The sequence below is a fragment of the Flavobacterium sp. AC105 genome, from assembly GCF_979258495.1.
Genome location: NZ_OZ409860.1, coordinates 2,996,159 through 3,010,357, shown reverse-complemented (window position 1 = coordinate 3,010,357; position 14,199 = coordinate 2,996,159). Strand labels below are relative to the sequence as shown.

General features: G+C 36.0%; 9 protein-coding genes. All 9 read left to right on the top strand.

The genetic code is table 11. From position 1 onward, the window contains the following. Positions 1–75 precede the first annotated feature (75 nt). The 9 genes from ACZ0AH_RS12555 to ACZ0AH_RS12515 all read left to right on the top strand — a co-directional run bounded on the left by ACZ0AH_RS12555 (position 76) and on the right by ACZ0AH_RS12515 (position 14,071). Complete coding sequence (locus tag ACZ0AH_RS12555) at positions 76–1,434, top strand: sugar porter family MFS transporter (protein WP_463476136.1); 1,359 nt, start codon at positions 76–78, stop codon at positions 1,432–1,434. Beyond that, a complete protein-coding gene (locus ACZ0AH_RS12550) occupies positions 1,397–3,004 on the top strand; it encodes a glycoside hydrolase family 32 protein (RefSeq protein WP_463476135.1) in 1,608 nt (535 codons plus the stop codon). Before ACZ0AH_RS12555 ends, ACZ0AH_RS12550 begins: the two co-directional genes overlap by 38 nt. Positions 3,005–3,022: 18 nt before the next feature. Then, entirely contained in the window at positions 3,023–6,127 is a 3,105-nt protein-coding gene (locus ACZ0AH_RS12545; RefSeq protein WP_463476134.1) for a SusC/RagA family TonB-linked outer membrane protein, read from the top strand. Positions 6,128–6,147: 20 nt separating this feature from the next. Further along, positions 6,148–7,839: a RagB/SusD family nutrient uptake outer membrane protein gene (locus ACZ0AH_RS12540; RefSeq protein WP_463476133.1), complete on the top strand. Its 1,692-nt coding sequence runs from the start codon at positions 6,148–6,150 to the stop codon at positions 7,837–7,839. Between the two features lie 20 nt (positions 7,840–7,859). Beyond that, positions 7,860–9,257: a DUF4960 domain-containing protein gene (locus ACZ0AH_RS12535; RefSeq protein ID WP_463476132.1), complete on the top strand. Its 1,398-nt coding sequence runs from the start codon at positions 7,860–7,862 to the stop codon at positions 9,255–9,257. Positions 9,258–9,278: 21 nt separating this feature from the next. Further along, positions 9,279–10,835, top strand: a complete 1,557-nt coding sequence (locus ACZ0AH_RS12530; RefSeq protein WP_463476131.1) for a glycoside hydrolase domain-containing protein — start codon at positions 9,279–9,281, stop codon at positions 10,833–10,835. Between the two features lie 129 nt (positions 10,836–10,964). Beyond that, a complete protein-coding gene (locus ACZ0AH_RS12525; protein WP_463476130.1) occupies positions 10,965–11,762 on the top strand; it encodes a carbohydrate kinase family protein in 798 nt (265 codons plus the stop codon). Between the two features lie 334 nt (positions 11,763–12,096). Continuing rightward, on the top strand, positions 12,097–12,729 hold the full coding sequence (locus ACZ0AH_RS12520) for a YciE/YciF ferroxidase family protein (RefSeq protein WP_463476129.1): 633 nt from the start codon (positions 12,097–12,099) through the stop codon (positions 12,727–12,729). Positions 12,730–13,018: 289 nt separating this feature from the next. Next, entirely contained in the window at positions 13,019–14,071 is a 1,053-nt protein-coding gene (locus ACZ0AH_RS12515) for a redoxin domain-containing protein (protein WP_463476128.1), read from the top strand. Positions 14,072–14,199 lie beyond the last annotated feature (128 nt).

The window sequence follows — 14,199 nt, the reverse complement described above, 5'->3', positions numbered from 1 at the left end:
TTAAATTGTAACATCATTAAAAATAAGTTGTTTTTTTTGCGGATATCTTAGCGATAAGTTTTTAATACATCTACAATGAACAAGATATTGATTTGGTCTGTTACTGCTGCACTGGCAGGTTTTCTATTCGGTTTTGATACCGTAGTTATTTCTGGAGCTGATAAACAATTACAGCTTCTATGGCATTCATCTGATGCTTTTCATGGATCTGTTGTTATGGCAATGGCACTTTGGGGAACAGTTGTAGGTGCTATTTTTGGAGGAATCCCAACCAATAAAATAGGTCGTAAAAAAACACTATTCTGGATTGGGATTTTATATTTCATTTCGGCTGTAGGCGCTTCTTTTGCAAATGATCCATTTGTATTTGCTGCCTTTAGATTTATTGGTGGTTTAGGAGTTGGTGCTTCTACAATTGCCGCACCCGCTTATGTTTCTGAAATTGCCCCGGCAGCCAAACGCGGTCGTCTGGTAGCGTTGTACCAGTTTAATATTGTACTGGGAATTTTAATTGCCTTTATCTCAAACTACTTTTTAAAAGATATTGGAGAAAATGCGTGGCGTTGGATGGTTGGAGTTCAGGCTATTCCATCTTTTATTTATATACTTTTTATACTTACAATTCCGGAAAGTCCAAGATGGTTACTGTCTAAAAACCGTGATGAAGAAGCACGTAAAGTATTATTCAAAATTGATCCGACAGCAAATCTTACAGATATAATGGACGATTCGAGAGAAAATGGCATTACCAAACATGAAAACATTTTCATGAAAAAATACCGTTTCCCGTTAATATTGGCGTTTTTAATTGCCTTTTTCAATCAGTTTTCAGGAATCAACGCCTTTTTATATTATGCACCAAGAATTTTTGAAGAAGCAGGTTTAGGACAAAACACCGCTTTATTGAGCAGTATCGGAATCGGGATTACCAATCTTATCTTTACCTTAATCGGAGTAGCATTAATTGACAAATTAGGAAGAAAGTTGTTAATGTACATTGGTTCAGTTGGATATATTATTTCTTTAGGATTGGTTTCTGCTGCATTTTATTTCAATTGGGGAGGATTATCAGTACCTATTTTCCTTTTCTTATTTATTGCTTCTCACGCGATTGGTCAGGGAGCCGTGATCTGGGTTTTTATTTCAGAAATTTTTCCAAACCACATTCGCGCATCGGGTCAGGCATTTGGGAGTTCCGTACATTGGGTTTTGGCAGCAATAATTCCATCTTTAATTCCGATGTTATTTTCAGAAATAGGTCCAGAAGTCGTATTCTTAATTTTTACCCTTATGATGGTCCTGCAATTACTGTTTGTCATTTTTATAATGCCGGAAACCAAAGGAATATCATTAGAAGTTTTAAGTGAAAATCTAACCAAAAAAAATATCAAAAAAAATGAAATCAAAGAAACATCTGCCGCTGGCATTTTATAGCGCACTATTAATATCAATAGCAGGCTGTAAACCATATTCAGCTGTTGCACAAAATACTTCTGTTTCAGTTTCAATTCCTTCAGAAGAACAAATGTACCGTCCTAATTTTCATTTTACACCAAAAAAAGGATGGATGAATGATCCCAACGGAATGTTCTACGCAAACGGATATTATCATTTATTCTATCAGCATTATCCTGACGGAAATAAATGGGGACCAATGCATTGGGGACACGCAGTCAGCAAAGATTTAATCAAATGGGAGGAACAGCCAATTGCGATTTATCCGGATAACGACAAATATATTTTTTCAGGAAGTGCTGTTGCAGATCCAAACAATACTTCGGGTTTAGGAAAGGGAAAAACTGTCCCAATTGTTGCAATTTATACTTTGCATAATATGACAAAGGAAAAAGAAAACAAAATTGATGTAGAACAGCAGGATATTGCCTATTCGAACGACAATGGTTTTACATGGCAGAAATTTCAGGAAGGAAATCCTGTCATAAAAAACCCTGGGATTCGTGATTTCCGTGACCCAAAAATGACCTGGGATGAAACCCACAAACAATGGATATTAGTCTTAGCCGCCCAGGACAGAGCGCAGTTCTATAAATCGAATGACCTTAAAAACTGGGAATATTTATCTGATTTTGGAAAGAATATCGGAGCTCACGGAGGCGTTTGGGAATGTCCGGATTTCTTTCCAATAAAAGTTAAAGGAACCAATGAAACCAAATGGGTTTTAATTCAGAGTTTAAATCCCGGTGGAGCAAACGGCGGTTCCGGGACACAATATTTTATTGGCGATTTTGATGGAAAAACGTTTACGATGGATCCTAATTTTGCAAAAAAAGTAGAACAGGAAAAAGCCGTTTGGATCGATTACGGAAAAGATAATTATGCCGGAGTGACCTGGAATAATGTTCCAAGTGCTGACGGAAGACGATTATTTATCGGGTGGATGTCTAATTGGGAATACGCGCAAGATGTTCCAACATTTGCATGGAGAAGCAGCACTACAATTGCCCGCGAAATTCAGTTGATAAAAAAAGGAAATAATTATAGTCTGATCAGTAATCCTGTAAAAGAAATTAACAAATATGTTGCTAAAACCATCAAAAGAAAAAATCTGAAAGGAAAAGGAAAAATTTCAATTCCGGAAGCAGAGAAAATCGATTTGACTCAGGCAATTGTCAGTTTTAATGTAAAAAACTTAAAAGAGGACATGTATACTTTTACACTTTCAAATGCAGCCGGTGAATCTTTAAGTTTCGGATTAAATAATAAAGACCATTATTTATTTCTGGATCGTTCGAAAGCAGGAAAAAATGATTTCTCAGAAAAATTTGCTTCAACAATTACCAAAGCAGCTTTAGAAGGAAATCAAAACGAGGGAGTTTTTAAAATCATTTTAGACAAAACATCCATTGAAATATTTTACAACAATGGCGAAAAAGTAATCACCGAAATCTTTTTCACAAACCAGCCCTTTACATCTCTGTCAGTCTCTTCAATCGAAGGAGTTGAAATGAGCAACCTCGTAATTAACCAACTAAATATAAACTAACTAAAAACCACTAACCTCATGAAAAGTAAAATTATTTATTTTCTATTTTTCTTCTTTCCAATGCTGATTTTGACAGCGCAGGAAAGCGGAATTAAAGGAACTGTAATCTCGTCAGATGACGGAATGCCGCTTCCGGGAGCAACCGTGCTTATATCGGGTACAAATACCAGTACAGTTACAGATTTTGACGGCAATTTTTCCTTTGGAAATATAAATTCAGATGCTGTAATTGTTGTTTCTTTTATTGGATATGCGCCACAATCCATTTCCGTAAAAGGGCAAAAAACATTCAATGTAATTTTAAAAGTAGACAACAATCAACTAAATGAAGTGGTTGTAACAGGATATTCGAAACAAAAGAAAACAGATATTACCGGAGCAGTTGCTGTTGTAAACATGAAGGAAGTCATGAAACAACCTGAACCAAATCCAATTAAAGCGTTACAAGGAAGGGTAGCCGGAGTGAAAGTTTCGTCTGACGGTTCTCCAAGCGGATCAAACACAAAAGTGGTAATTCGAGGAGTAGGAACGTTAAACAATACAGATCCTTTGTATGTTATTGACGGAATGCCGACTAAATCTGGAATGCACGAATTGAACCCGAATGATATTGAGAGTATTCAGGTTTTAAAAGATGCTTCTTCGGCAAGTATTTATGGTTCGCGTGCTTCAAATGGAGTAATTATCATCACTACCAAAAAAGGAAAAGAAGGTAAAATGAGAATCAATTTTAGCACTTATACTTCAATTTCTGATTATTCAAGAAAACAGGAAGTGCTAAATGCAAATCAATTTGGTCAGGCTTTATGGCAGGCGAATATCAACGACGGATTAAATCCGAATAATAATAACCTGCGCTATCAATTTGATTGGTCAGTTAACAATAATAAACCACAATTAAACAAAGTTTTGGTTCCTGAATATTTGGATGCAGATCAAACGCTGAAAGCATCCAATACAGACTGGTACGACGCGATTTCGCAAACCGGAATTGCAGAATCTTATGATTTGTCCGTTTCGAATGCATCAGAGAGAGGAAATTATGTTTTTTCTTTGGGCTACTATGGAAATGAAGGTGTCGTAAAAACAACTGATTTCGAAAGAATTTCTGCCAGAATGAACAGTTCATATAAATATTTTGAAGGAAAACTGGTTATCGGAGAAAATTTCTCCATGACACGTACTAATGAAGTTACAGATCCAGGAGTTTTAGATCCTGCGCTTCGTGCTTTGCCAATTATTCCGGTACGAACTGTTGACGGAAAAGGCTGGGGCGGACCTGTTGGAGGAATGAATGACAGACAAAATCCGGTTCGTCTTTTAGAATATAACAAAGACAATAAATACGATTATTTACGTCTTTTTGGAAATATGTATGCGGATTTAGAGATTATCAAAAACCTGCATATCAAAAGTAGTTTTGGTATTGATTACGGGTCTTATAAAAAACGTACGCTTCAAAGAAGTTACAAGTCCGGATATCTGCAAAACGATCAGACATCGGTTACAATTGACCAGTCATTAAGTGATAAGTGGACGTGGACTAATACAGCAATTTACAGCCTTAATTTCGGAAAAAGCAATTTGAATTTAATGGCAGGAACCGAGATGTATAAAGATGCTTTTGATACTACAACTTTACGTAAAAACGACTTTTTGATCGAAACGCCGGATTATATGTATCCGGATGCGGGAACAGGAGAATCGTTTACAAGCGGAACTTCAACCGTATATTCATTGCTTTCTTATTTTGGAAAAGCGGATTATGAATTTGATAATCGTTATTTGGTTTCGGCTACCATTCGTCGTGACGGTTCTTCGCGATTTGGAAAAAACAATCAATTCGGAACTTTTCCTGCAGTTTCAGCAGGATGGAGAATTTCTAATGAAAATTTCATCAAAAATAACGCACCTGTTTTTTCGGATCTAAAACTTCGTGCAGGATGGGGACAAACCGGAAATCAGGAAATTAGCAATACGGCTGTTTATAGTTTGTATTTGGCAAGTTATGCAGGAGGAAGTCCAACCTGGGCAACGTCTTACGGAACCGCGTATGATATTGCAGGAAACGGAAACGGATTGCTTCCGTCAGGTTTTATCGCAACGCAATCCGGAAATGATGATTTAAAATGGGAAACTACTACGCAAACCAACATTGGTTTAGATTTCGGATTATTCAAACAAAAGTTAAGCGGTTCTGTTGATTATTATATCAAGAAAACAGAAGATATTTTGGTTTTACCTCCTTATTTAGGCGTAATTGGCGAAGGTGGAAATCGTTGGGTAAACGGTGCTTCGATGGAAAATAAAGGATGGGAAGTTTCTTTAGGATATCATGATGAAACCTCATTTGGATTAAAATATGACATTTCGGCTAATATTTCGGCAAACAAAAACAAGATTACACAGTTGCCGGATGAAGTGAAAAATAATTACGGAGGAGACGGATTAAATGATAATATTTTAGGACGCCCAATTAATTCGATGTACGGTTATGTAACGGATGGCTTATTTAAAAGTCAGGACGAAGTTGACAACTCGGCTATTCAGGAAGGAAAAGGACTTGGAAGAATTCGCTACAAAGATTTAAACGGCGACGGAACTATAACTGATAAAGACCGTACCTGGATTGGAAATCCAAACCCGGGACTGACTTACGGATTTAATCTGGGCTTAGGATATAAAAATTGGGATTTCACCACTTTCTGGGAAGGAGCAAGTGATGTTGATGTGATTAACAATACCAAATATCAAACCGATTTTTGGAGTGTTGACGACGTAGGTTCTAACAAAGGAACACGTTTGCTTAATGCCTGGTCTTTGGATAATCCAAATTCTACTATTCCGGCTTTAACTACAGTCGATAGAAATGCAGAGTCAAGATTTTCAACTTATTATGTAGAAAACGGAAACTATCTTAAACTGCGTGTTTTACAATTTGGATACAGCCTGCCAAAAGATTTGTTGAAAAAAATGAATTTTGACAGCTTTAGATTGTACATCAGCGGACAAAATTTACTGATCCTTGATGCCAAAAATTTCACGGGTGTAGATCCGGAAAATGCAGGATTTGGATATCCGCAGCCAACGACTTTCACGGCTGGTCTTAATTTTACTTTATAATAAAGATTAAATCAAAAAAAATGAAAAAAATACTATATATAACAGGGTTTTTAGTGCTGGGAATAATGGCATCCTGTTCTGATTTTCTTGAAAATGATCCGCGTGGTGTGTTGTCTGAAGAAGATATTGTAACGCCTCAGTCGGTAGAAGGATTTATGAATGCAGCTTATGCACAGTTAGGAAATGATCATTATGATTCGCCTTATAGTTTGTGGCCTTTTGGAAATGTTCGTTCTGACGATGCCTACAAAGGCGGAAGCGGAACTAATGATATTCAGGATTTTCACTTTTTTGAAGTTTCTAATAATATCAGACCTGATTTTGGTGAATTAGACTCTTTTTGGTACATCAGTTATGTTGGGGTTTCCAGAGCCAATAAAGCTTTGAAAGCATTAGAACAAATTTCAGAAGCCGATTATCCGCTAAAGAAAACCCGCATGGCCGAAATGCGTTTTTTAAGAGGGCATTTTTATTTTATGCTGAAAATTATGTTTAGAAATGTTCCTTACATCACAGAAGATATCGCGATTGAAGATTATAAAACCATCTCAAACAAAGCACTTTCAAACGAAGAACTTTGGAATAAAATTGCGGAAGATTTTCAGGCTGCCGCCGATGCATTGCCGGAAACGCAGCCACAAGTTGGCCGTGCGACTAAAAAAGCAGCCTATGCTTATCTGGCAAAAACACGTTTGTATCAGGCTTATACGCAGGATGAAACATATAAAGTAACAGGAATCAATCAGCAGCATTTGCAGGAAGTAATGGATGCGACCGATAAAGTAATTGGCAAAGCAAGCTTAGAGCCAGATTTTGCAAATAACTTTTTACCGGGAACTTATGAAAATGGAGTTGAGTCGATTTTTTCTATTCAATTTTCAGATAACGACGGAACTTTATACGGAAGATTAAATTTTTCAGATGTATTGTCGACACCACAAGGTTTAGGATGCTGTGATTTTCATAAACCAAGTCAAAACCTGGTAAATGCCTTTAAAACAGGCACAAACGGCTTACCGGAATTTGACACTTATAACAATCAGGATTTTGATTATAAAAATATAGATGCTAATACGGTTGATCCAAGATTGTATCATACCGTTGCCATGCCGGGATTACCTTATAAATATGATCCGGAATTTTTATACGTGGAAGCTTGGGTTAGATCTCCGGGAACTTACGGCTATTTTGCATCCTTAAAAGAAAACGTGGCGCCAAGCTGCAGTTGCGTGGTAAATATTGATCCGTTTTACGGAAATTCAAAAAACAGAATCCAGATTCGTTATGCCGATGTGATTTTAATGCGTGCCGAAGCCCTGATTGAATTAGGAAGACAAGCCGAAGCTTTGCCTTTAATCAATCAAATTAGAGAACGAGCTGCTCAAAGCACAGGACGACTTCCGTATGTAAATAACTTTAAAATCAATACTTATGTAGATGGGGTTAATTGCAATTGGACACAGGATTTTGCCCGTAAAGCCATGCGCTTTGAACGTCGTTTAGAGTTAGCGATGGAAGGAAACCGCTTCTTTGATTTAGTTCGCTGGGGAGTAACAGATCAGGTACTGAATGACTTTTATGCAGGCGAAAAAACAAAACGTACCTATTATCAGGATGCCTTTTTTGATGCACATAAAGAAGAGTACTGTCCAATTCCGTTGAAGCAAATTAATTTCAGTCAGGGATTATACAAACAAAATCCTGGTTATTAATCAATTTTAAGAACATCAACATGAGAAAATTTATATATAAAAATTGGACCAAAGCGTCTTTGATACTGCCAGTGTTTTTTATGATCACGGCCTGCGAAAACAGTTTTGAGAATGGCGGTTTTGATGTCAATTCACCATCTAATGTTACTTCTTTTAAAATAAATGGAGTAGCGGGTCAAATTGATCAGAAAACAGGAAAAATTAATATCACGATGCCTTATGGATCTGATATCACAGCAGTAAAACCTGAAATGATACTGGAACAAGGCGCAACATCAAATCTAGATATAACAGTCCCGGCTAATTTTGCAAATCCTGTAAAGTTTAGAGTTGTAAATGGCAATTTGTACAAAGACTACACCGTTACGACAGTCGTTTTGAGTCCAATTAAGAGTTTTACCATTAATGGAGTTGCAGCAACCATAAACGATGCTAATAAAACCATTACCATGACCTTACCGGAAGACACTAATTTAACCGCCTTAAAACCAGTTATCGAAGTAACAGAAGGAGTTTCTGTTTCGCCTGCTTCCGGTGCGACAATTGATTTTACAAATGCCGTAACTTTTGTAATAACCTCTAACGGAAAAAGTGTGAATTATACCGCGAATATTGGAGTTCCCGTAACAGGTTTAGTGGTTGCTTTTTTAGGAACTGCTGCAACGAGAGCCGAAATCACCAATATGGATGAAATTACAGCTGCCAATTGGTTCTTTTCTACTTTTAGCGGAGCGAAATACATTTCATTCAGCAGTGTTGAAAACGGTGCCAATTTAAGCGATGTTGATGTAATCTGGTGGCATTTTGATTCGGCTGCTAATTTACCTGCAATTGCCTACAAACCTGCTGTTACTACCGCTTTAAAGAATTTTAGAGCGAACGGTGGAAATTTACTTTTAACGTCTTTTGCCTCTCAATATGTAGATGCTTTAGGAATTGTTCCTTCAGGAAAAGGCCCAAATAATGTTTTTGGAGATTTTCCTCCAAACGGATTTGTAGATGCAAACTCTTGGGGAATGTCTTTTAAAGGGCATGAAAATCATCCCATTTTTGAAGGTTTAACAACTTATGAAACTGGTAAAGCTAATTTACTGCAAGGCGGAACTTTTAGATTAAATCATACCGGATGGTGGTTTGTGCCGGAATGGGGAGGTTATGTTAACGGAGAAGGCTGGAGAAACCAAACCGGAGGAACTAATTTAGCCAGTGAGGCCTGGGATGATAATCTTGACGGAAGAGTTACCATTGCAGAATTTCCAAACACCGCAACCAATAAAAATGTGGTAGTAATTTCGATGGGAGCCTATGATTGGTATAATGAAACCAATAGCAGCGGTGTGCCAAGTCAGGCCAATGAATTTATCAATAATATCAAGCTCCTGACGCAAAACAGTATCAACTATTTGGCTAAAAATTAATTTACCTTGAATTCAACAAAAATGAAATATAGAAATATAATAACTGTAGCTTCCGTTTTCTTTTCGCTTGTTTCCTGCAGTCAGGATGACGCCTATATTGGAGGTTCTGTTTCAGGAGGAAATTCTGAGATCTCAAGCATCTTTCCCGTTCCGCCCGCTCAATGGATGGGGGCAAGTGATCCGTATTACAGTGCGGGTTATACAGGAGATATTATGCCTTTTTTCGACAACGGAAAATTTCATATTTATTTTCTTCATGATGCACAGAACAAACCTGCAGGGAAAGGTTTTCACGATATCCATGAATATTTAAGCACCGATTTGGCACATTTTACCTATGAAGGGCAAATGATTCCATACGGAAAAACGACTGATCCTGATTTTGCCATTGGCACAGGATCAGTTGTAAAAGTGGGTTCTCTTTACTATTTTTATTATACAGGACATAATGAAACGCCTGCTTTTGTACAATCAAATGCGAGAGAAAGTGTTTTGTGCGCCACAAGTCCTGATTTAAAAAACTGGACAAAAGTCTCTTCATTCAAAATTACAGCTCCAACTGGATATTATAATTATGATTTTAGAGATCCGCATGTGTTTTATAATGATGAGTTGAAAAAGTATTCAATGCTAGTAAGCACACAAACTGAACCAGGAAGAAAAGCGGTTTTACTGCATTTTATAAGTGCTGATCCGGCATCAGGAAAATGGGATGTGCAGGCACCAATTTATACGACAACACCAGAGGATAATTATTTGATGATGGAATGTGCCGATATCTTTAAAATGGGTAATTATTGGTATCTGATTTTCTCTGAAAACTGGAGTACTGATAAAGGAACGCATTACAGAATGGCAACTTCTATTAACGGACCTTGGATCAAACCGCAAAATGATAAGATTGACGGAGAGTACTTTTACGCCGGTAAAACCGCATCTGACGGAAACAAAAGATATGTTTTTGGATGGAATGCCAGAAAAACACCCGAAAATGATTTAGGAAATAAAGATTGGGCAGGGAATATGGTGATTCATGAACTACTTCAGAATACCGATGGAACATTAGGAACTCATGCACCACAATCTGTTAAAGATTTATTTTCTAAAAAAAGCGGTAATTTTGAAGTTGATGCAATGACAGCAAATGTAACAGCAAATAATGGAACTTATATTTTGTCAGGCACAACAGAAAAAGCAATAGTGACTTTTAAATCGTTAGGTAAAAAAGCCAAAATAAAAACAGAAGTCACATTCTCAAATAATACAGGAACCACAGGATTTGTTTTCAATACCAATGATTCCGGAAGTTATTATAAGATTGTTTTTGATATCGCAAAAGGTAAAATTACAGGGTATAATTCAGCGGCACAGGAAGTAACGAGAATGCCATTTCAATTTCAGACCAATACCAAATATGCGATTGAAATAATTACCGAAGGAAGCGTTGCAGTAGTTTACATAAACGGAATAGCAGCTTTAACGAATCGTATTTACGGGAGAGATCAAAACAAATGGGGATTAATTGCAGAAGGGCAAAACAGTACTTTTTCTAATCTTCAGATTACAACACCAGAATAACATTAATATAAATAATTTTAGAATGAATAACGGAAAAAACCTTAAGGCGGTGGCCTACGGAGAAGTGCTTTGGGATGTTTTTGCCAATAAAAAAAGATTGGCGGCGCACCGCTCAATGTAGCACTGCGCATGAAAACATTAGGCTGTGAAGTAGCCATGATTAGCTGTGTAGGAAATGATGAAGATGGAAATGCAATTATAGATCAGGTAAAAAAATTAGGTCTTGAAACAGCTGCAATTATAAAATCAGAGGAATTCCCAACTGGTTTGGTAAACGTAACCGTAAACGAACGCGGCTCAGCAAGTTATGAAATTAATTATCCATCGGCTTGGGATAAGATTGTATTAAATGATTTTGCAAAGAAAACAGCATTGGATAACGATGTTCTAATTTATGGAAGCCTGGTTTGCAGAGACAAAGTTTCAAGGGAATCTTTGGAAGAATTGCTGCAGACAAAAGCCTATAAGGTTTTTGATGTTAATTTAAGAAAGCCGCATTATTCTTATGAAATGCTGGAGCAATTAATGCACTCTTCGGATTTCATTAAGTTTAATGATGAAGAATTATTAGAGATTACCGCAACGATGAAGTCACCGTTTACCAGTTTAGAAGACAATATGCATTTTATTGCAAAAAGAACCCAAGTAACGGCAATGTGCGTTACCAGAGGCAAACATGGAGCTTTGTTAATGTGGAATGGCCAGATCTTTGAAAATGCAGGCTATCCTGTTAAAGTTGCCGATACAGTAGGTGCAGGAGATTCATTTTTAGCAGCTTTGATTACGTCATTGCTTACCGGAAAAGAACCTCAATATGCTATCGACTTTGCCTGTGCAATAGGAGCTTTAGTAGCCGAGGCACCAGGAGCTAATCCTGAAATTTCGTATTCTAAAATTGAAAAGTTAATGTCTGGAATTAAAAATTAATTTTGTTTTAAGGAAGAATTCATATTATTCAAAAATTGAATAATTTGTTTTTTTGAAGTGAAGCCTGATACCTTTTTGGTATTGGGCTTTTTAATTATAAATGAAAAGGTTTTAAATTATTTTCAGAGTTCATTTACATGATTATTACCAAAATATTGGTTTGGATTTTAGATTCAACCATTATTTTGGGAATTAGAATATTAAGAATAATAAAAAAAAGGCATCAAAAAACCAAAGCATTCTTAAAATGCTGTAACGAACTCTAAATATTATGTAAGATTATTACTGTCAGTGTTTTGTATGTTTGATATTATATAAAAAAAAATAAAAAATTATGAAAACTGCAACAAAAACAACTACAGCGACAAAAGCCAAAAGCTCGTCTGATACAAGTAAAACAGCTAAAACTGCAACGTCAAAAACGGCTACAGCAAATAGCAAAGGAGTCGTAAAAGCTAAGCCTTCTGCAGCAGAAGGACTAAGAGAATTATTTGTTGATTCGCTTAAAGATATCTACTGGGCTGAAAAAGCACTGACAAAAGCACTACCGAAAATGGCTAAAAATGCCACATCTGAAAATCTGATCAAGGCAATCAATGACCATCTTGCGGTAACACAAGAACAGGTTACAAGACTGGAAGACGTTTTTAAATCAGTAGGTGAGAAGGCAGCGGCAAAAAAATGCGATGCCATGGAAGGCCTTATAAAAGAGGGAGAAGGCATTATGGAAGAAACCGAAAAGGGACCAGTTCGTGATGCCGGTATTATTGCAGCATCACAAAAGATTGAGCATTATGAAATAGCTACTTATGGAACGCTTGCCGCATTTGCGCAGACACTGGGTGAGGATGACGCCGTTCTGCTTTTGGAGAAAACTCTGGCTGAAGAAAAAGAAGCAGATTCCTTACTTACAGAAGCTGCCTACAATACCATCAACTTCGACGCAAATGAAGAAGATGAAAAATAATCAAATTGCAATTCCATGTTAATTTGATTCTGATGAAACCTGCATTATTTTTATAATAATGCAGGTTTTTTATGTTATACCAATTTAAATCTTATTCATAGGGATTCGTATAATAGCGTCTTAAATTTATATATCTTGCACAACCTGTATAAAATTGTTTCTGCTCCAGTGATTTTTTAAATCTGTTAGGATATACTTTGCGCGCACGGATTACAAATCCGCGCGATCGGGTTTTATAAACGTTTTTATTCAAATCTCAATAATTATTCTAATTGCAAGAAGATTACCTATGAAAAAGCAAAGCTATATTATTATCCTATTTTTTTTCATTAATCTAATTCAGGCACAAAAGAACAGTCAGGATTATTTTACATTAAAGGGGGTTTTAAAAAATAATTACAAAGGGTATTTATACGTTTCTTATGCTGATAAAAAAGATAGTTGTTTACTGGATAATAATAAATTTTCTTTCAAAGGGCATATATCAGGTAACATGACAAATGTATTTTTCTGGTTGAGAGGAAAAACTTGTGTAATGAAAAAAGAATTTTTTATCGAAAATAAAAACATTAAAATCAACTTAGCTTTTTATGAAGAAATCCAAAACAAGGATACGACAGTTTTTTTTCATGCAACTTCAATTTTGGGTACAAAAACAGCTCTGATACAGGACGATTATGAAAGATTTGTTGCCAGTAATTTATATGCTAAAGATCGGCAGCAAAAGTTATACAGAAAGCTAAACACAATGGCAGTTAAAAACCCAAAAAATTATTATGTGGGTAATTTAATTGAGGAAATGTGTTGGGATAGCACCTTGGATAAAAATCAATTAAAAAAAATATATAGTAAATTAGATAAAAAAAATCAACGAACAGGCACTATTTATATTATAGAAAAAAAACTGTATCCTAAAAACGACATAAATGTAAACGATATGGTTTATGATTTTGAATTGCCGGATGAAAACAATACCGTATTTAAAACAGCATCTTTAAAAGGGAAATGGTATCTTATAGATTTTTGGGCAACCTATTGCAGTATCTGTATTGCCGCATTTCCTAAATTACAAAAGATTCATGATGTATATAAAGACAGGAATTTTGAGATTTTAGCAGTTTCCGTTGATAAAGATTTACAACAATGGCAAAATTTCTTGAAAATGCATGATCTAAAATGGAAAAATTTAATTGAAAAAAGAGGTATTGACAATAGCGAAGCTGTAAAAAAATACATTTCTTTTACCCCATCAAATTTTTTAATTAACCCCGAAGGTAAAATAGTTGCTAGCAATATTAGTCCCGAAGATTTAGAAAAATTCCTCAAAGTAAATTTAAAATAACCCCTATCGATCGGATATGTGCAACGATAACGCGGAAATTCTTTCCGTGCCCGTTCCTATATTAATAAAAACTGGATTTTCTTTTTTTAAATTTGTTAGGATATATTTTGCGGGCATGGATTGCAAAT